General features: G+C 73.6%; 14 protein-coding genes. 6 read left to right on the top strand and 8 right to left on the bottom strand.

Annotated features, from left to right (window positions below):
• Window positions 1-5: 5 nt before the first annotated feature.
• Complete coding sequence (locus AB0E19_RS27090; protein ID WP_362184796.1) at window positions 6-1,913, bottom strand: serine/threonine-protein kinase; 1,908 nt, start codon at window positions 1,911-1,913, stop codon at window positions 6-8.
• Between the two features lie 85 nt (window positions 1,914-1,998).
• Window positions 1,999-3,564, bottom strand: coding sequence for a substrate-binding domain-containing protein (locus AB0E19_RS27085; RefSeq protein ID WP_362184795.1), 1,566 nt, complete (start codon window positions 3,562-3,564; stop codon window positions 1,999-2,001).
• Window positions 3,565-3,758: 194 nt separating this feature from the next.
• Between AB0E19_RS27085 and AB0E19_RS27080 the strand changes: the two genes are divergently transcribed.
• Both AB0E19_RS27080 and AB0E19_RS27075 read left to right on the top strand, forming a co-directional pair.
• Window positions 3,759-4,700: an NADP-dependent oxidoreductase gene (locus AB0E19_RS27080; protein WP_362184794.1), complete on the top strand. Its 942-nt coding sequence runs from the start codon at window positions 3,759-3,761 to the stop codon at window positions 4,698-4,700.
• A gap of 153 nt (window positions 4,701-4,853) precedes the next feature.
• Complete coding sequence (locus AB0E19_RS27075) at window positions 4,854-5,741, top strand: glycoside hydrolase family 19 protein (RefSeq protein WP_362184793.1); 888 nt, start codon at window positions 4,854-4,856, stop codon at window positions 5,739-5,741.
• A gap of 66 nt (window positions 5,742-5,807) precedes the next feature.
• Here the strand turns inward: AB0E19_RS27075 and AB0E19_RS27070 are convergent, their stop codons facing one another.
• Both AB0E19_RS27070 and AB0E19_RS27065 read right to left on the bottom strand, forming a co-directional pair.
• Entirely contained in the window at window positions 5,808-6,272 is a 465-nt protein-coding gene (locus AB0E19_RS27070; protein WP_362184792.1) for a MarR family winged helix-turn-helix transcriptional regulator, read from the bottom strand.
• Entirely contained in the window at window positions 6,269-6,862 is a 594-nt protein-coding gene (locus AB0E19_RS27065; protein ID WP_362184791.1) for a DJ-1/PfpI family protein, read from the bottom strand. Before AB0E19_RS27065 ends, AB0E19_RS27070 begins: the two co-directional genes overlap by 4 nt.
• A 166-nt stretch (window positions 6,863-7,028) precedes the next feature.
• Here AB0E19_RS27065 and AB0E19_RS27060 point away from each other — a divergent pair, with 166 nt between their 5' ends.
• Window positions 7,029-8,393, top strand: coding sequence for an aspartate aminotransferase family protein (locus AB0E19_RS27060; RefSeq protein WP_362184790.1), 1,365 nt, complete (start codon window positions 7,029-7,031; stop codon window positions 8,391-8,393).
• Between the two features lie 96 nt (window positions 8,394-8,489).
• Here the strand turns inward: AB0E19_RS27060 and AB0E19_RS27055 are convergent, their stop codons facing one another.
• From AB0E19_RS27055 to AB0E19_RS27040, 4 genes are all read right to left on the bottom strand, one after another.
• The gene (locus AB0E19_RS27055) at window positions 8,490-9,380 is read right to left on the bottom strand and encodes a helix-turn-helix transcriptional regulator (protein ID WP_362184789.1); all 891 of its coding nucleotides are present in this window, start codon (window positions 9,378-9,380) and stop codon (window positions 8,490-8,492) included.
• Between the two features lie 110 nt (window positions 9,381-9,490).
• Window positions 9,491-10,348, bottom strand: coding sequence for a helix-turn-helix transcriptional regulator (locus AB0E19_RS27050; RefSeq protein WP_362184788.1), 858 nt, complete (start codon window positions 10,346-10,348; stop codon window positions 9,491-9,493).
• A 601-nt stretch (window positions 10,349-10,949) separates the two neighbouring features.
• Window positions 10,950-13,418 carry an alpha/beta fold hydrolase gene (locus AB0E19_RS27045; protein ID WP_362184787.1) on the bottom strand — a complete coding sequence of 823 codons (2,469 nt, stop codon included), beginning with the start codon at window positions 13,416-13,418 and terminating at the stop codon, window positions 10,950-10,952.
• Between the two features lie 34 nt (window positions 13,419-13,452).
• Window positions 13,453-13,851, bottom strand: coding sequence for a nuclear transport factor 2 family protein (locus AB0E19_RS27040; protein WP_362184786.1), 399 nt, complete (start codon window positions 13,849-13,851; stop codon window positions 13,453-13,455).
• Between the two features lie 151 nt (window positions 13,852-14,002).
• On the opposite strand from AB0E19_RS27040, the gene AB0E19_RS27035 reads away from it, so the two are divergent.
• The 3 genes from AB0E19_RS27035 (at window position 14,003) to AB0E19_RS27025 (ending at window position 18,118) form a co-directional block, all read left to right on the top strand.
• Window positions 14,003-15,478: an MFS transporter gene (locus tag AB0E19_RS27035; protein WP_362184785.1), complete on the top strand. Its 1,476-nt coding sequence runs from the start codon at window positions 14,003-14,005 to the stop codon at window positions 15,476-15,478.
• Between the two features lie 88 nt (window positions 15,479-15,566).
• Window positions 15,567-17,066: an NAD(P)/FAD-dependent oxidoreductase gene (locus AB0E19_RS27030; protein ID WP_362184784.1), complete on the top strand. Its 1,500-nt coding sequence runs from the start codon at window positions 15,567-15,569 to the stop codon at window positions 17,064-17,066.
• Window positions 17,063-18,118 (top strand): ketoacyl-ACP synthase III family protein, encoded by a 1,056-nt coding sequence (locus tag AB0E19_RS27025; RefSeq protein ID WP_362184783.1) that lies wholly within the window; start codon window positions 17,063-17,065, stop codon window positions 18,116-18,118. The genes AB0E19_RS27030 and AB0E19_RS27025 overlap by 4 nt, the downstream gene beginning before the upstream one ends.
• Window positions 18,119-18,370 lie beyond the last annotated feature (252 nt).

Here is an 18,370-nt window from a genome sequence, read left to right as displayed (position 1 = left end):
GGGCCTCAGTCCGCGCGGCGGTACTCGCCCGGTTCGGTGTCGTACATGGGGTAGACCTGGAGGATCTCCTCGCCCTTGTACGTCGTCAGCACCAGGTAGCTGCCGGGGTCGTCGCGGACGCACTCCGGGTCGGCGCCGGGCTCCAGGGCCATGGGGCCGAGGACGTACGGGGGCGTGGTGCCCGCCAGGATGGCCGTCCAGGTGCAGTTGACGGCGTCCGACAGGGTGTTGCCCTCCTCGTCCGTGCGCGGGTAGACGCTCAGCGAGCGGAAGACGGCGGCGCCGACCGCGCCCTGGGTGATCGTCACCTCGTCGGTGTAGCGGTCCGCGTCCGGGCCCTCGACGAGGGGCTTCGTCTTCCACCGGCCCAGGTACTTCGCGGGCAGGATCGCCGCACCGGTGCGGGCCTTGTGGAAGGTGGTCCGCGCCGCGCCCGAGGTCCATTCGAGGACCTCGGGGGAGCGCAGGGAGAGGGTCTGGTGCGAGGCCGCCATGCACCGCCCGGCGGGCACGCTGGTGGTTACGTCGGACTCGCCGAGGACGACCTTGTCCTCGTCGGCGGAGACGAGCCGCGAGCGGCCCATGCACAGCCGCCCGTCGCCGACGTGGGTGTAGACGGCGGTCTTGGTGCCGACGGCGCCCTGCACGAGCTCGATCCGGACGGTCTCGCGCGGGCTGTCCTCGGTGCCCCGGAGGATGCCCTCCCAGGCGCCGAGGAAGGCGGCGGGCACGGCCCCGGCGGGCTGCGCGGAGCCGGCGGAGGACGCGGTGGTGCCCTTGCCGTCGGGGGTGGTGGTGCCCGGGCCGCCGAGCGGCCACAGCGCGTAGCCGACGCCCGCCGCCGCGGCGACGGCGGCGGTCGCGAGCGTGGCGGTCAGGACGCGGCGCCGGGACCGGGGCCGTACGGGTTCCGGGTCCGGCGCGGGGCCGGGGCCGGGCGCGGGCGTCGGGGCGCCGGCCGCCGCGCCGCCCGCCGTGCGCTCCCGGGCGTGCTCCGTCCCGGAAGGGCCCGCGGAGCCGTCCGCGCCCTCCGCCTCCAGGAGCCGGGCCGCGTGCCGGCCGAGGCGGACGAGGACGTCGGCGGGCAGCCAGGGGTCGGCGACCGGGAGGGTCTCGGCGATCTCGGCCGCCGTCGGCCGCCGCGCCGGGTCCTTGGCGAGGCAGGCCCGGATCAGCCCGGTCAGCTCGGGTGCCACGTCGGTCAGGTCCGGGTCGTCGTGGGCGATCCGGAACATCAGCGCGTGGACGCCGCTGTCGGAGGTGCCGAAGGGGGAGCGGCCGGTCGCCGCGTAGGCGAGGACCGAGCCGAGGCAGAAGACGTCGGAGGCCGGGCCCAGCTTCTCGCCGCGCACCTGCTCGGGCGACATGAAGCCGGGGGAGCCGACGACGGCGCCGGTGCTGGTGAGCCCGCCGTCGGTGACGGTGTCGACGGCGCGTGCGATGCCGAAGTCGATGATGTGCGGGCCGTCGACGGTCAGCAGCACGTTGGAGGGCTTGAGGTCGCGGTGGACGAGCCCGGCCCGGTGGATGTGGTCGAGGGCCCGGCCCAGGCCGGCGCCGAGGGCGCGGACGGTGGCGGACGGCAGCGGTCCGTACTCGTCGCCGACGACGGTCCGCAGCGAGGGACCGGGCACGTATCCGATCGCCACCCACGGGGAGGCGGCGGAGGTGTCGGAGCCGAGGACGGGCGCGGTGCCGTTGCCGCCGACGCGCCTCAGCGCCTCGACCTCGCGGTCGAAGCGGCGCCGGAACTCCTCCTGGGCGGCGAGCTCGGTGTGCACCACCTTCACGGCGACGGTCCGCCCGCCGGCCGAACGCGCGAGGAACACCCGGCCCATGCCGCCGACCCCGAGACGGCCGATGAGTCGGAACGGGCCGATGGCGACCGGGTCTTCCGCGTTCAATGGCTCCACGTGGCAAGAGGATGCCAGACGGGGCGGACGGCCCGGGGCGCGGTCGGGGTCACGGTCCGGTGTCGGCGGGCCGGCCGGGGGCCGGTCACCCCTCGCCGCAGATCCGCAGCCCCTTCGGGGTGGCGCACGGCAGGTGCCCGCGGGCGCGCACGATGTCCTGCCCGCGCCCGCGAGCCAGGTAGGCGAGGAAGCTCGCGGTGAGGGAGTCGGTCGGCGGGTCGCCCCAGGTGTAGGCGTACTCGATCTCCCGGTAGGGGTACGGGGACGAGCCCAGCTCGTCCAGGACCGGGCCGCGGCCGTCGAGGGCGATGCCGTGCAGGCCCTTCGCGGTGGAGCCGGCGCCGAGTTCCGCGTAGCCGAGGGCGCCGGGGAGGCGGGCGACGGTGGCCAGGACCTGGTCGGTGGAGTCGAGTTCGCAGCGGACGACCTTCGCCTCCTTGTCGTCGACGGTGGAGCAGTCGCGGGAGGAGTTGGCGGGCTCGTTGCGGCCGAGGACGCGGCGCTGGAAGACCTCCCGGGTGCCGGAGTTGGCGTCCCGGCTGACGAGGAGGACGGGCAGGTCGGGGAGGTCCGCCGGCAGTCCGGGGCCCTCCAGCTGGTTCCAGCGGGCGACGTCGCCGCGGTAGAGGGCGCGGATCTGCTCCAGGGTGAGGTTCTCGACGGGCACGGCGTCGTGGGCGACGACGGTGAAGAGGGAGACGGCGACCAGGTGCTCGCGCAGCTGCGGGTGGCCGGCCGGGCCGTGGCCGTCGGAGAGGGCGATGACGGCGGGGGAGTCCTCGCCGTCCGCGGCCGCCCCGGCCGCGGCGAGGTCGCGGACGCCGGCGGTGGAGCCGTCGGCGTCGACGGTGACGGTGGCTCCCGCGCAGTCCTTCTCGTACGCCTTCGCGACCTCCCGGACGACGGGGGCGAAGGCGGTGGAGCCGGTGACGGTGAGGCTGCCGCGGGCGCAGCCGATCGGGGGCGGGGTCTGCTCGCGGACGATGATCGCGGCGAGCGCGACCACGCAGGCGGTGAGGACGACGGTGACGGTGCGGGCGACGGGGCTGAAGCGGCCGGACTCGTCGTCGGGGGTGGTCGAGCGGTTGCGGAGGATCCTGCCGTCCGTGACGGTGCCGTGGGCCTCGATGGCGGCGTCGGTGACGGGCCCGGCGAGCTGGACGAGGAGCTTGTAGTACTGGCCGGGGGCGAGGGCGACCCGGGGGACCAGGAGGGCGTTCCCTGCCCGGCGCAGTTTCGGTTCGTGCTTCAGGTCGTCGCGGAGCGAGTCCCACCCCTGGGGGACGGTGGCGACGACGCCGAGGACGTCGACGGCGGAGGAGCCCTCGCCGAAGGTGAAGCGGAGGGCGTGACCGGAGGTGTCGAGCGCGTAGTCGCCGTGGGTGATGTCGACGCCGCCGTCGTTCTCGACGCGGAGCAGGACGAGGGTGGCGCCGTCGGAGGCGCTGCCGAGCACCTCGCCGTCGCGGACGGTCATCACCCCGCCGTCCCGGGTGCCGCCCTCCTTGTGGAGGAGGGTGTTGAGCTGGACGCGGTAGCCGAGCCGCTTGCCCGGCCTGATGCGGCCGATCCAGACGGCGGCGACGGAGACGAGGACGCCGACGAGGGCGGTGGCGACGGCGATCACGTTCTCGGCGGTTATCCACTCCATGGCCGGGACGGTACGGACGGGTGTGCGAACGCGGGGGTGGTGTAGCGGCCCGACACCTGGAGTTCGCCGCTCGTTCAGCGGTGCCGCTCCGGGGTCCCGGGGCGGGGTCGTCCGGGTGGCCCGGCAGGGGTTGCCCGGGCCGTCGGAGCGTGGATGTAATGGCCATGAGGGGGCCCTTCCGGAGGAGGAACCCCATGCGTGTCGTCGAAGTGACCGCCTACGGCGGACCCGAGGTCCTCAGGTCGGTGCGCCGCCCCGAGCCGGACCCCGCGGACGCCCCGGGGCGGGTCCGGGTACGGCTCAAGGCCGCCGGGGTGAACCAGGCGGACCTCAAGATCCGCTCCGGTCGTTACGCCGCCGCGCTCTCCGCGCTGACCCCGCCCTTCGTCCTCGGCTACGACTTCGCGGGCACCCTGGTCGACCCGGCTCCGGGGCTCCCCGAGGGCACCCGGGTGGCCGGTTTCGTGCCCTGGGTGGAGGAGGCGACCGGTGCGGGGACGTACGCGGAGACCGTCCTGGTGGAGCCGGAGTGGCTGGCCCCCGTCCCGGACGAGGTGGACTTCACGGCGGCGGCCTCCCTGCCGCTCTCCGCGGTGACCGCAGCGCAGGCGCTGGACCTGTTGGCGCTGCCGGAGGGCTCGACGCTCCTCGTCACCGGGGCGAGCGGGGTGGTGGGACGGTTCGCGGTGCAGCTGGCGGCGCGGGCGGGCCACCGGGTGATCGCCCTCGGCGACGGCGACGACGCCCACGAGCTGCGGCTCCTCGGGGCCGACGCGGTGGTGCCGCGCGGGGCGCTGGACCAGGAGGTCGCCGGGGTGCTCGGCGCCGCGCCCGACCGGGTGGACGGGGTCTTCGACGCGGCGCTGATCGCCGATCCGCTGCTGCGGGCCGTCAAGGACGGCGGGGTCTTCGTCTCGGCCTCCGGCGAGCGGGTCCCGGTCGCCGAGCGGGACGTCCGGGTGGACGCGGTCGTCGGCCGCCCCGACGCGGCGCTCCTGAAGGAGCTGCTCGACCTGCTCGGCGCGGGCGGCCTCGCGACCCGGGTGGCCGACGTGCTGCCGCTGGAGGAGGCGGCGGAGGCCCACCGCCGGGTGGAGGCGGGCCACCGTCCGGGCCGCATCGTCCTCATGATCTGAGGCCCCCTCGGCCGATGGCCGACACCTGGTCGATTCCCCATGACGCGCCCCCTGGTGGCTCGGCCCCCAGGGGGTCAATCTTGGTCTAGACCTTGACAGGTACAGACCAGTGCCGCTTCGCTGTCCTTCCCCCCACCGGAAGGACGACAGCGCATGCGACGACGTCTCCTCGCCCTCCTCGCCGCCCTCTGTACGGCGCTCGGGCTCGCGATCCTGCTCCCCACCACGGCCGGCGCGGCCCCCGCCTGCGTCACCGCCTGGAACTCGGGCCAGGTCTACACCGGCGGCATGACCGCCTCGTACAACGGCCACAACTGGTACGCGAAGTGGTGGACGCAGAACGAGCGTCCCGGCTCCACCGACGTCTGGCGCGACGAGGGCGTCTGCGGCACCGACGGCGGTGGCGGCACCCCCGACCCGTCCGGATTCGTGGTCACCGAGGCGCAGTTCAACCAGATGTTCCCGAACCGGAACCCCTTCTACACGTACGCGGGTCTGGTCGCCGCCACCAAGAAGTACCCGGCGTTCGCGGGCACCGGCAGCGACACGGTGAAGAAGCAGGAGGCCGCGGCCTTCCTCGCCAACGTCTCCCACGAGACCGGCGGCCTGGTCCACATCGTCGAGCAGAACACCGCCAACTACCCGCACTACTGCGACGCCAACCAGCCGTACGGCTGCCCGGCCGGCCAGGCCGCCTACTACGGCCGCGGCCCGATCCAGCTCTCCTGGAACTTCAACTACAAGGCCGCCGGCGACGCCCTCGGCATCGACCTCCTGAACAACCCCTGGCGGGTCGAGCGCGAGCCGGACGTCGCCATGATGACCGGCCTCTGGTACTGGAACACCCAGAACGGCCCCGGCACCATGACCGCCCACAACGCCATGGTCAACGGCGCCGGCTTCGGCCAGACCATCTGGGCGATCAACGGCTCCCTGGAGTGCAACGGCGGCAACCCCGCCCAGGTCCAGAGCCGCGTCACCAAGTACCAGCAGTTCACCCAGATCCTCGGCGTCCCCGCGGGCAGCAACCTCAGCTGCTGACCGCCCGGCCCGCACCACCCTCCTCCGCACGCCCCGGCCCTCCCGGCCGGGGCGTGCGCGCGTCCGTCACCCCTGCCGCTCCGCCGCCGCCTCGACCGCCTCCAGCGCCGCCGACAGCCGGTCGAGCACCCGGACCGTCTCCTCGAAGGCGTCCTCGCCGCCGAGCGCGGCGGTCAGCCGGGCGGCCAGCTCCGCGTGACCGGGGTCGATGCGGGCGATCGCCGTGCGGCCCGCCTCCGTCGGCGCGAGCAGTTTGGCGCGGCGGTGCGCCGGGTTCGGGGCGTAGGCGGCCAGGCCGTCGCGGACCAGTAGGTCGGCGATCCGCTGGACGCTCTGCCGGGTGATGCCCATGACCCGGGCGATACCCGCCACCGGCAGCGGCTCCGGGAGCACCGCGCCGAGCACCTGCCACCAGGCGGCGGTCAGCCCGGCCGGCTCGGCGAGCTTCTCCGAGACGGCGAGGAACTGGCCGTTGAGCCGGAAGACGCCGAGGGCGGTCCGGCTCAGCGCGTCCTGCTGGGCCCGGCTCATTCGTTCAGCTCGGCGAAGGCGGCCGGGTCGGAGTGGTGGAAGAGCCGGTACCAGGCGTCCCGCTTGCCCTCCCAGGCGCCGAGGCGGGCGAAGATCTCGCGGGCGAAGGCGACGGGCTCGGTCGGCCCGGCGGTGACCAGGTCCCCGTCGGTGACCGCGTCGGCCTCGACGTACCGCCCGCCGCCCGCGTACCCGGTCGCGGCGAGGTAGAAGGGGGCGGCGCTGGTGTGCGCCCGGTCGTCGAGCAGGCCCTCACGGGCCAGTCCCGCGGTGGCGCCGCAGATGGCGGCGACCGGCACCCCGGCGGCCAGGAAGGCGCGGGCGGCGGCGGTGAAGGGGGCGAGCTCGTCGCCCTCGTCGTACTTCTCGGCGCCGGGGAGGATCAGCAGCGCGCTGTCCTCGGGGTGCAGCGCGTCCAGCGCGAGGTCGGGCACGATCCGGATCCCGGCGAGCGTGGTGACCGGCTTCCCGGCGTAGATGCCGACGGTCCGCACGGTGAAGCCGGCCCGGGCGAGCCACGCGGTGGCGTGCCCCGTCTCCCAGTCGGCGAGCGTGTCGTACACGGCGAGGTGAACGGTCCTGGATGCCATGACAAGAGGCTGTCATAACGACAGTATGCTGTCAATGAGAGGGTCGCCCGGCCGGCGACGAAATCCGCAGCCGACCGCCCGGCAGAGCACAGTGTCGTGTCCGGCGCGTTCTCGGTGGACAAGATGGTCATGGCCGCCCCACCTGCGGTTCCTTACCCTCGGGTGCATGACCCCTCATGTCATCGAACCCGATCCCCAGGCCGGAGCCGCCGTCAAGGCCGCGGACCGCGCGCACGTCTTCCACTCCTGGTCCGCCCAGGGCCTGATCGACCCGCTCGCCGTGGCCGGCGCGGAGGGTTCGTACTTCTGGGACTACGACGGCAACCGCTACCTCGACTTCACCAGCGGTCTCGTCTACACCAACATCGGCTACCAGCACCCCAAGGTGGTCGCCGCCATCCAGGAGCAGGCCGGGAAGCTCGCGACCTTCGCGCCCGCCTTCGCCGTCGACGTCCGCTCCGAGGCCGCGCGCCTCATCGCCGAGCGCACCCCCGGCGACCTGAACAAGATCTTCTTCACCAACGGCGGCGCCGAGGCCGTCGAGAACGCCGTCCGGATGGCCCGGCTGCACACCGGCCGCCACAAGGTGCTCTCCGCCTTCCGCTCGTACCACGGCGCCACCTCCACCGCGATCAACCTCACCGGCGACCCCCGCCGCTGGGCCTCCGACACCGGCTCCGCCGGCGTCGTGCGCTTCTGGGCGCCCTTCCTCTACCGCTCGCCGTTCTACGCCGAGACCGAGCAGCAGGAGTGCGAGCGCGCCCTCGCGCACCTGGAGGACACCATCGCCTTCGAGGGTCCCGGCACCATCGCCGCGATCATCCTGGAGACCGTCCCCGGCACCGCCGGCATCATGACCCCGCCGCCCGGCTACCTCACCGGCGTCCGCGAGATCTGCGACCGGTACGGCATCGTCTTCGTCCTCGACGAGGTCATGGCGGGCTTCGGCCGCACCGGCAAGTGGTTCGCCGCCGAGCACTTCGACGTCGTCCCCGACCTGATGACCTTCGCCAAGGGCGTCAACTCCGGCTACGTGCCGCTCGGCGGCGTCGCCATCAGCGAGGAGATCGCCGCCACCTTCGAGACCCGCCCCTACCCGGGCGGCCTCACCTACTCCGGCCACCCGCTGGCCTGCGCCGCCGCCGTCGCCACCATCCAGGTGATGGAGGACGAGAAGGTCGTCGAGAACGCCGCCCGCGTCGGCGAGCAGCTCCTCGGCCCCGGCCTGCGCGCGCTCGCCGAGCGCCACCCGTCGGTCGGCGAGGTCCGCGGCATGGGCGTCTTCTGGGCGCTCGACCTGGTGAAGAACAAGGAGACGCGCGAGCCGCTCGTCCCGTACAACGCGGCCGGCGAGGCGAACGCCCCCATGGCCGCCTTCGGCGCCGCGGCGAAGAAGAACGGCCTGTGGCCCTTCGTGAACATGAACCGCACCCACGCCGTCCCCGCCTGCAACGTCTCCGACGACGAGGTCAAGGAGGGCCTGGCGGCCCTCGACGCGGCCCTCACCGTCGCCGACGAGCACACGGTCTGACCCGCTCGCCCCGCTCGCCCCGCCCGCTCCGCCGGCCCCGCCGGCCCCGCTGCCCCGCCGCCCCTGCGGCCACGGGGGCTGCCGGGGCCGCGGGGCCTAGCCGCTCTCCGGGGCGCCGCACCGGGTCGGACCGGGCAGCAGGGAGAGCAGCCGGGCGAGGGCCTGTTCGGAGGGGGAGCCGGCCTCGGCGCTGAACACCACGGCCCGCTCGCCGGAACCCGAACGGTGCTCCAGCGTGACGACGGACAGCTCCAGGCGCCCCGCCACGGGATGGTCGAAGGTGACCGGGCCGCAGGGGTCCTCGGGCGCGGCGCCCTCCGGCCTGGTGGCGCCCTCCGGCCTGGCCGCGGCGCGCCACCACAGTTCGGTGAACTCGGTGCTGTTCTCGGTCAGTTCGGAGATCAGCTCGGCGAGCAGGCGGTCCGTCGGATACCGCTGGGCGGCCCCCCGCAGCGAGGCCGCCACCCCGGCCGCCGGCCGGTCCCGCCGTCCGAACAGGGCGCGGGTGCGGGGGTCGAGGAAGACCATCCGGGCCAGGTTGGGCCGGACGACGAGATACGCGGCGGGGTCCGGCTGGGGCGCCGTGCCGCGCAGGTGCCAGGCGAGCAGCGCGCCCCCCAGCGGGTTCCAGCCGACGACGTCGTGGCGGTGGTTGAGCACCACCGCGGGCAGCGACGGCATCGACGAGGCGACGCGCCGCAGCGCGTCGGAGCCGTCCCGGCCCGCCGCCTGGTGGGCCAGCCAGTAGAGGTGCGCCCGCTGGGTGCTGTCGAGGAGCAGGGCGCGGGCGATCGCGTCCAGGACGGCGGGCGAGACCCGCCGCGCCCTGCCCTGTTCGATGCGGGCGTAGTAGTCGTGACTGATCCCGCCGAGCAGCGCCACCTCCTCCCGCCTCAGCCCGGGGACGCGGCGCGGTGACGCGCCGGGAGGCAGGCCGACCTTCTCGGGCGTGACGAGACAGCGCTGGGACCGGAGGAAATCGCCCAAGCGGGCTGCATCATTCATGGAAACACGGTTCCATGGGCATGGAATGCCCCGCCAGCCCCCAGCCTGCCCCTATTGATCATTCCCTAATCCGGCCATGAGAGGCCGTCGGTTCATTCCTTGAGGAGTGAGGCGAGCGCGGCTTCCGACGGGGATCCGGATTCGGCCCGGTAGAGGACGATGCACTGGTCAGCGGCGTCCGGAAGTCGGAGCGTCTCGAAGGACAGCGTCAGCCGCCCCACCTTGGGGTGATGGACGGAACGGGTGCCGTGGGTCTTGTCCCAGACGACATGTCCGGACCAGATCTCGGCGAACTCCGGACTCTTGTCGTTGAGGCGGTGAATGAGTGCCGAAAGCTCGGGGTCCCCGGGATATCGGCCCGCCATGACACGCAGATATCCCGCCAATTCGTGGGCCTCGTCCATCCAATGCGGATAGAGCGCGCGGGAACCCGGTTCGAGGAAGACCAGTTCGGCGAGGTTGGGCAGGTCCTCGTCGCGGGCCGTCGGATCGAGGTCGATGTGGCCGGAGAAGAGGATCCGGGCGAGCCGGTTCCACGCCAGGATGTCGACCCGGCGCCCGAGCAGGACGGCGGGCCCGTTCTCGTACGCCGCGATCATCCGGGCCACGGCCGGCCGGGCCTTCTCGGACAGGGGCTGCGGATTCCTCGGCGCCGGGCCGGAGCGGGCGGCGAGGTCGTGGAGATGGGCCCGTTCGTCCGGGCTCAGCCGCAGCGCGGTCGCCAGGGCGTCCAGGACCTCGGGAGAGGCGGTGCCGTTCTGTCCCTGTTCGAGGCGCGTGTAGTAGTTGACGCTCACCCGGGCGAGCTGGGCCACTTCTTCCCGCCGCAGTCCGGACACCCGCCGGCGCTTCCCGGCGTCACCGGTCAGCCCGACGTCCTCGGGACTCAGTCGGCCGCGCCTGATCTGCAGGAAGCGTCCGAGTTCCAATTCCCCCGTAGCCTTCTTCATGGATGACCGCCCCCTCAGCCGTCGCCGCGCGTGACGAGCGGCCGGTCGGTGCGCGAAATCCACGCGAGGAGGAAATCCCCCGCCGGTCTTGATCCGGGCGGTGGTAAGTACGGGTGGCCCGACGGGCCGCCGGACGGGTTCGTTCTCGATGGCATATTCACGGCGCGTGTCGAATGCCATGGTCTCTGCAAGGCGAGTCCCATGTGATTCCCCCTGTTGTCCTGCCGGGCCGAGTCGGTTGCCCCTTGAACGTTCAGCCTTCGAACTCGGCCCCGGTGATTCGGTTGTCCGGCGATCATAGCAAGTGGCCGAAGTCCATCAAGTCGACTTCGCGGGGCGGAAGTTACCGACGGCGACAAGAGAGGCGTCCGGAGAAACCGAATGATTGATATTCCGGGAATCAATCATTCCTTCGCGCCCGGTCCGCACGGCTCAGGCCCCTGGTGGGGGGAGGTACCAGGGGCCTGAGGGCCGGGGGCGCCGGGGAAGGGCCGGCTCCATGCCGGCGGCGCGCCCGCGGTTGCCGGGCGGGAGGCGAATCGCGGCGGATATCCGGACAACCGACAGGTGGAATACCGGATATCCGCCGCCTCCTCGCGGACTACTTCGCGAGGAAGTCCTCGAGCAGCGTGGCCAGCGCGATGGGCGTCTCCACCATGGGGTAGTGGCCCGCGTTGCCGATCACCGCCAGCTCGCCGTTGGGGTAGTGCTTCATCCAGGTCCCGTTCATCGCCTCGGCGGTGACCGCCGGGTCGTTCTCGCCCACGACCACGAGGGCCGGCACCTCGGAGCCGGTGATCCGGGCCGAGAAGTCCGTGGTGCGGAAGGAGTCCAGGTAGCTGCGGAAGGCGACCGGGCCGACCGCCTTCATCGACGCGTCCGCCCAGGAGTCCACCCAGGTCGGCGAGAGCCTGTCGCCCGTCGTCATGTTGATGACGATCCGGCGGTTCTCCACCTTGTGCGCCGCCTCGGCGAACAGCGGGAAGTCCTCGTCCGGGATCGGCATGCCGGACGCCGGCACCGGGCTGAGGCCGATCAGCCGGCGCACCCGGTGCGGGGCCTTGAGCAGCACCTGCTGGGCCGGCTGGCCGCCCAGCGAGTGGCCTATCAGGGAGAACTCCTGCCAGCCGAGGTGGTCGGCGAGCGCCAGCACGTCCGAGGCGATCTCGTCCGTGCTGTACGTGCCCGCCTCGTCGCGGGCGTGGCTGAAGCCCCGCGCGTCCATGAAGGCGTACGAGAAGCGGCTCCCGTCCAGGTAGGGCCACCAGGCGCTGAAGGTCTCGTGGCCGCCGAACAGCGAGTGCAGCACGATCACCTTGTGCGGGCCGTCTCCGACGGTGCGGGCGGGCGGGACGTAGCGGCCGGTCACGGCCATGGGTGCCTCCAGGAGGGAATCGGTGGACCGGATCGCCCGGTCGGTGTCGCGGTCGGTGGCGGGCCCGGGCAGCAGCAGCCGCCCGAGCTCCGCGTGCAGTTCGTCGAGGTCCTCACGGTGTCCGTGCAGGACGATGTGTCCGTCGGGGCGGACCAGGTGGAAACCCGGCCGTCCGCAGTGCAGTTCGCGTGCCGCGCGCCGGGGGAGGTCGGCCTTCCGGCCGCGTCCGCCGCGGCGCGGTGCCTCCGTGACGTCCACGACGCGGACCGCGCGGCCGAAGGGCTGTGCCAGCCGGCGCACCGCCTCGGCGAGATCCGCCCCGGCGGCCCGCCTCGGATCGGGCGACACCAGCACCGAGAACGGGCCGGGATCGGCTCCGGGACCGGCCAGGCCCAGGTCGACGGCGAGTTCCCGGGGCAGGGCTGCCCCTTCGCGGGCGTGCCTGCGCAGCGTGGACCTGAACGAGCACCAGGTGGCGCGGTGCGTCCGCCGCTCGCGCGCGGCCCCCGGCTCGGGTGCGTACACCCAGCGCCGGCCGGCCGCGATCGGCAGGTAGAAGCGGTCGAGGGCGCGGGTGCGGTCGAGCGCCTTCATCGCGGTGTCGCGCAGCAGGACCTGGCCGATGCCGGTCCACATGGCCGCGCGGGTCTGCAGGTCGGTGTCGCGGACCACCGCGTCGGCCACCGGAGCGCGCTCCGCGGTGTACGTGGCGAGCAGCTCGGGCCTCGCGTGCCCCCGCACCACCGAGGCCAGCTTCCACGCCAGGTTCTGCGCGTCCTGCATGCCCGTGTTCAGGCCCTGGCCGCCCATCGGGCTGTGTGCGTGCGCCGCGTCCCCGGCCAGGAAGACCCGGCTCAGCTGGAAGGAGGCGGCGCGCCGGCGGTGCAGCCGGAAGGTGGTGACCCAGTCGGGGTCGACGAGGCGCAGCCCGCCGGGCCCGCGCATGTCGACCAGGCGCTGCATGTCCTCCAGGGTGCCCTCGGTGAGTCCGGCGGGCGCGTTGGTGAAGAAGCGGTACAGGCCGTGCGGCTGCGGGACGATCGCGAGGACGCCCAGCCGGGACTGGTGGTAGTGGATCTCGTCGGGGGCCAGCGGGTTGTCCTCGATACGGGCGTCGGTGATGAGGAACCGGTTCTCGTACGTGGCCCCTTCGTAGGCGATGCCCAGCTGGTTGCGGACGGCGCTGGCGGCGCCGTCCGCGCCGATCACCCAGGGCACGGTGAACCGCTCGACGGAGCCGTCGGCGTGTTCGAGGGTGGCGGTGACGTCGCTGCCGGGGGTGATGGCGCCGGAGAAGTCGACGCCGTGCAGGGCGAGGAGCCGCACCCCCCGCTCGACGGAGCCGCCCAGCCCCTTGAGCCCGGCGGTGAGGATCTCCTCGGTGCTGCGCTGGGGCAGGCAGTACGGGGCCATCCCCTCGGTCATCCGCATCCGGGACACCGGCTGCTTCTCCGAGTAGTACGTCATGCGGCGGAGCTCCACGGACACGTCCCGCAGATGCTCCGAGAGGCCCAGGTCCTCGAGGATGTCGAGGGTGCGCGGCCAGACGAGCATGGCCTTGGAGTAGACGCTCGGGCCCGCCGCGGAGTCGATCAGCCGCACCCTGACCCCGCGCCGCAGCAGCTCGCAGGCCGCGGTGAGTCCGGTCGGGCCGGCGCCGACGACGAGCACATCGCACTCGTTCTCGTTCGACATGGTGGTCTCCTGCGTGCTCGCGGATCGGGTCGGCTCAGTGGAAGGCCAGGGAGATGGCGTAGCTGTCCTCGTGCATGTGGTAGCGGGTGATCCTGCCGTCGGTGACGCGGAGTTCGAGCGCGAACTCCGAGGAGAAGCTCTTGCCGGTCGCGTCGACGCGGTACCGGAAGGAGCCCAGGACGACGGCGAGTTCGCCGTCCACGAGGGTGTGGGCGGTCTCGAAGGACTCGGGGGTCATGTGCTCGCCGGCCATCCGGAAGAAGTCGCGGATGTCGGAGTGGCTCTCCCGCCGGCCCATCCACGGGATGAGCGCGGTGTCTCCGGGGGTGAACCAGTCGACCGGCTCGGCGATGAACTCCAGGGCGCCTTCGACGTCGCCCTTGCTGACGCGGGCGAAGAACGCCTCGACGGTGGAACGGGTGTCTGCGGTCATGGCCGGAACGGTACGCACGGCATCGCGTCACGAGACAGACCCGGCCAGTGGTACCCACGGCAGCCATATGAAGGGGCGGGTACTGGCTCGCCTTCGGTTCTTCCCCGGATGCTCGACGCCTAATCAACCGACAGGAAGCGAAAGGCCTCTCATGTCAACGATCAACCAGTCCGGGGAGACGCTGGAGGGACGGCCGTCCGCGCCGCCCCCGGCGCCGGCCGACGGGAAGATGACGCGCCGTCAGACGATGGTGCTCTTCCTCCTCCTCGGCGCCCAGTTCACCCTGGCCGTGGACTTCTCGATCATGAACGTGGCCGTCCCCGTCATCGGCCGCGAACTGCACTTCTCCCAGGAGAACCTGCAGTGGATCGCCACCACCTTCGCCCTGAGCGCGGCCGGATTCAGCCTGCTGTTCGGCCGCATCGCCGACCTCGTCGGCGCCCGCAAGGTCTTCCTCGCCGGCCTCGTCCTGCTCACCGTCGCCTCCCTGCTCGGCGGCCTGGTGGACGCGTCGGGGCCGCTGCTCGCCGCCCGCGTCGCCCAGGGCCTGGCCACCGCGATGGTCACCCCCGCCGGTCTGGCGCTGCTGACCACCTCGTTCCCCGAGGGCCCGCTGCGCGACCGCGCGCTGGGCCTCAACGGCGCCATGCTCTCCGCCGGATTCACCTGCGGCGCCATCCTCGGCGGTCTGCTCACCGACGTGCTGAGCTGGCGCTGGGGCTTCTTCATCAACGTCCCGATCGGCGTCCTGCTGATCGTCGTCGCCCCGATGCTCCTCGCCAAGGGCGAGGTGCGCCGCGGCGGCAAGCTGGACGTCCCCGGTGCCGTCACCGTCAGCGCCGGCCTCATCGCCCTCGTGTACGGCATCTCCGCGGCCGGCCAGTACGGCTGGGCGAACTCGACCACCCTGGTGTCCCTCGCCGTCGGCGTCGTCCTGCTGATCGCCTTCGGCTTCATCGAGCTGCGCGCCCCGGAGCCGCTGGCCCCGCTGCGCGTCCTGGGCCTGCGGAGCGTGACCTGGGGCAACATCGGCGGCGCCGCCACCTTCATCGGCTTCACCGCCATGATCTTCCTGATCACCCTGTACCTCCAGGACGTGCTCGGGTACTCGGCGATGTCGACCGGTCTGACCTTCGGCGTCCTCGGTGTCGGCGCCTTCCTCGGCGGCGTCACCGCCCCGCGCTGGATCGGCGCCCTCGGCGGCAGCAGCGCGGTCCTGGTGGCCGGCCTCCTCGTCCAGGGCGTCACCGTCGGCGCGCTGTACTTCGCCGGCGACGCCCGCGGCTGGCTCTACGCCGTGCTCGGCCTGGCCTTCCTCAGCAGCTACGCCCACGTCGTCGCCATCGTCGGCTTCATGGTCACCGCCACCTCCGGGCTGCCCAACGAGCAGCAGGGCCTGGCCACCGGCATCACCACCCTGACCCAGCAGGTCAGCATCACCATCGGCATCCCGATCATGAGCGCCATCGCGGTCGCCCAGATCCGGGCGAGCGGGGACTCCTCCGTCGAGGCCGCCACGCTCCACGGCATCAACGTCGCCATCCTCGCCAACGGCCTGATCCTGGTCGCCGTCGGCCTGCTCGTCGCGCTCTTCGTCAAGCGCCGCTCCGCGGCCGCCGCCGACTGACCGGGCGGCGCCCCCCGATCCCGCGGCCGGGGTCCACCCCCGGCCCCGGCCGCGGCCACCCGCACGTCTTCCGCCCGAGAGGAGAACGATGAACCACCCTCCCGAGTCCGGGGCGTTCCCGGCCGGCGGCACCGACGTCCTGATCGTCGGTGCCGGACCCACCGGACTGATGCTCGGATGCGAACTGCGCCGCCGCGGCGTCGAGTGCGCCGTCATCGACCAGGCCCCGGGCGTCGACCCGCGGACGCGCGCCGTCATGGTGCACGCGGCGAGCCTGGAGACCCTGGAGGACCTCGGCCTGCGCGCCGGGCTCGAACGGCAGGGGGTGCGCCAGCACCGCATCGCCTTCCACGTCCACCACGGCTCCGCGCACACCGTCGAGTTCGCCGGGCTCGACACGCCCTACCCCTACTACCTCAACGTCCCGCAGCCCGCCGTGGAGCGGGCGCTGGCCACGGCGTTCACCGACCGGGGCGGCCGGCTGGTCCGGTCGGTCCGCTACCGGGGACACCGGACGGACGGGCCCGACGGAAGCCTCCTCGTCGAACTGGAGTCCGATCAGGGCGCGTTCGCCCTCCCGGCCCGCTACCTGGTCGGAGCGGACGGCGCGAGCAGCGGCGTCCGCCAGCGGCTCGGCATCGCCTTCGACGGCGTCACCTACCCCATGAGCTACCTCCTCGCCGAGGGCAGCCCCGAACAGCCCGTCGACCCCGACGCCTCGGCGATGTACGTGGGCCCCGGCGGCGCCGTCTCGCTGCTGCCCCTGCCGGGCGGCCTCGTCCGGATCGCCGGCCCCGCCGCCCCCGAACTCCTCGGACGCGACGAAGCGGTCACCGGCGCCGCGTTCGCCCGGGCCGTCGACGCGCTGGGCTTCGGCGCCGCGCTCCGCCTCGCCCGCACCGACCGGCTCGCCCACTACCAGGTGCACGAGCGGCTCGCCGCCGCCTTCCACAGCGGCCGGGCCGTCCTCGCCGGCGACGCCGCACACCTCAACTCGCCCGCCGGCGGCCAGGCCATGAACACCGGCTTCGCCGACGCGAGCGCCCTCGCCTGGCGGCTCGCCGCCCTCCTCGGGGGCCGGGCCGACGACGGCGTCCTGGCCGACTACGCCAGGGAGCGCCGCCACGCCGCCGCCGAGGTGGGACGGGCGACCAGCGCCCTCGGCCTGCTCCGGGCCATGCGGGAGGCGACCACCCAGGACCTGCGGCAACGCGTCCAGGAGAGCCTCGCCGGATACGCCGAGGCGTGGAGCCAGCTCTACACGACGTACGCCCCCGGGCCGGCCGCCGCGCTGCCGCGCAGGGAGACGCACCAGCTCGTCCCGGGCGCCCGCGTGCCCGGCCACACACCCCACCCGAGCCGGCCCGTCGCGCTGTTCCGCCCCGGCGTCCGCCCGGAGTCGTACCGCGGCGTGCTCCCGGCGGGCACCCGCGCCCTGGCCCTGACCACCCGCCAGTCCGCCTGGCTGCCCGCCGGCGCCGACGCGGTCCTGGTCCGCCCCGACCGGCACGTGGCGGCCGTCCTCGCCCCGGGCACCCGGCGGCCGGACGGCACACCGGACCACCGACGAGAGGAGGTGGCCGCGTGAACCCGGCCGCCCGGACCACCCCGGACGACGAGGTCGTCACGATCGCCGGCACCGGCAGCTACCTGCCCGAGCGCGTCGACGTCGAGAAGGCCGCCGAAACGTACGACCCGAGCGGCGAGGGCGAGCGGATCCGCGCCGCCGGATACGCCGCCGTCTGCGCGGAGGACACCCTCTACCCGGCCGACATGGCGCTCCTCGCCGCCCGCGACGCCCTGCGCGCCGCCCGCGTCGAGCCGCGCGAACTCGACCTCGTGGTGATCACGTCGATACACCGCCACGGCCACAAGCGGCTGTGGGCGCCGGCCTCCTGGCTGCAGTCCGAACTCGGCTGCCCGCAGGCCCTGCCGCTCACCGTCAACCAGGGCTGCAACGCCCAGATGCTCGTCCTCGACATGGCCGCCGGATTCCTCCGCGGGCGCGGGCGGGGCACGGCCCTGGTCGTCGCGGCGGACCGCTTCGCCTCCTCCGGCTTCGACCGCTTCACCGCCGACTACGGCATCGTCTACGGGGACGGCGCGGCCGCCGCCGTCCTCACCTCGGAACCGCCCGGGCGCGGCCGCCGCGGCGGCTGGCGGATGCTCGGCCGGCACACGGTCAGCGCCCCGCACCTGGAGGGCCTGCACCGGGACGAGGCCCCCGCGCCCGAGCTGCCCGAGCTGCTGGAGTCCGAGCACGACGTCCGCGCGGCCAAGCGGCGCTACCTGGCCGAGCGGGGCAAGGACCAGCTGCGCGACAGCACCCGCGCGGCCGTCCGGGAGATCCGCGCCGCGCTGCTGCCGGACGGCGACGACCCGGCCCTGCGCCGCGTCGTCTACCCCAACCTGGGGCTCCCGCTGCTCACCGAGAACTACTTCCCGGAGTTCCCCGGCGGCCGGGACCGGTCCCTGTGGGACTTCGGCCGCACCGTCGGCCACCTGGGCACCGGCGACCAGATCGCCGGTCTGCACCACCTCACCGCCCAGGACGGGCCGGCGCCCGGGGACCGGGTGCTCCTCCTCGGCGCCGGCGCCGGCTTCACCTGGACCGGCGCGCTCCTGGAGCGGGCCGCTTGAGCCCGGCCCCGCCCCGTCCCGCAGCCCTCACCGAACCGTTCCACGCCGAGAACCACGTCACGTCCCATCCCACGACAAGGCAGGTTCCTTCCATGACCGCAACGCTTCCCGAGGCGCCCGAACTGAGCTACGCGCGCACCGTCGACCGCGGCCTGGTGCACCGCGACTCGGTGGGCGAGGTGTTCCTCACCGACCTGAAGCCGATCGACGACACCGGCTACCTCGCGGGCGCCCAGCTGCCCCGCTCGCACG

Origin of the sequence: Streptomyces sp. NPDC047974, assembly GCF_040653375.1 — a bacterium.
Lineage (GTDB): Bacteria > Actinomycetota > Actinomycetes > Streptomycetales > Streptomycetaceae > Streptomyces.
The sequence above is the reverse complement of the archived record's forward strand: the minus strand, read 5'-3'. Positions and strand labels throughout refer to the sequence as shown.

What these genes read in the sequence shown, in the direction of transcription:
- AB0E19_RS27045 (WP_362184787.1), bottom strand. Translation starts at nt 13,418, where the DNA reads ATGTCGAACGAGAACGAGTGCGATGTGCTCGTCGTCGGCGCCGGCCCG.
- AB0E19_RS27040 (WP_362184786.1), bottom strand. Translation starts at nt 13,851, where the DNA reads ATGACCGCAGACACCCGTTCCACCGTCGAGGCGTTCTTCGCCCGCGTC.
- AB0E19_RS27030 (WP_362184784.1), top strand. Translation starts at nt 15,567, where the DNA reads ATGAACCACCCTCCCGAGTCCGGGGCGTTCCCGGCCGGCGGCACCGAC.
- AB0E19_RS27080 (WP_362184794.1), top strand. Translation starts at nt 3,759, where the DNA reads ATGCGTGTCGTCGAAGTGACCGCCTACGGCGGACCCGAGGTCCTCAGG.
- AB0E19_RS27065 (WP_362184791.1), bottom strand. Translation starts at nt 6,862, where the DNA reads ATGGCATCCAGGACCGTTCACCTCGCCGTGTACGACACGCTCGCCGAC.
- AB0E19_RS27050 (WP_362184788.1), bottom strand. Translation starts at nt 10,348, where the DNA reads ATGAAGAAGGCTACGGGGGAATTGGAACTCGGACGCTTCCTGCAGATC.
- AB0E19_RS27075 (WP_362184793.1), top strand. Translation starts at nt 4,854, where the DNA reads ATGCGACGACGTCTCCTCGCCCTCCTCGCCGCCCTCTGTACGGCGCTC.
- AB0E19_RS27035 (WP_362184785.1), top strand. Translation starts at nt 14,003, where the DNA reads ATGTCAACGATCAACCAGTCCGGGGAGACGCTGGAGGGACGGCCGTCC.
- AB0E19_RS27070 (WP_362184792.1), bottom strand. Translation starts at nt 6,272, where the DNA reads ATGAGCCGGGCCCAGCAGGACGCGCTGAGCCGGACCGCCCTCGGCGTC.
- AB0E19_RS27085 (WP_362184795.1), bottom strand. Translation starts at nt 3,564, where the DNA reads ATGGAGTGGATAACCGCCGAGAACGTGATCGCCGTCGCCACCGCCCTC.
- AB0E19_RS27060 (WP_362184790.1), top strand. Translation starts at nt 7,029, where the DNA reads ATGACCCCTCATGTCATCGAACCCGATCCCCAGGCCGGAGCCGCCGTC.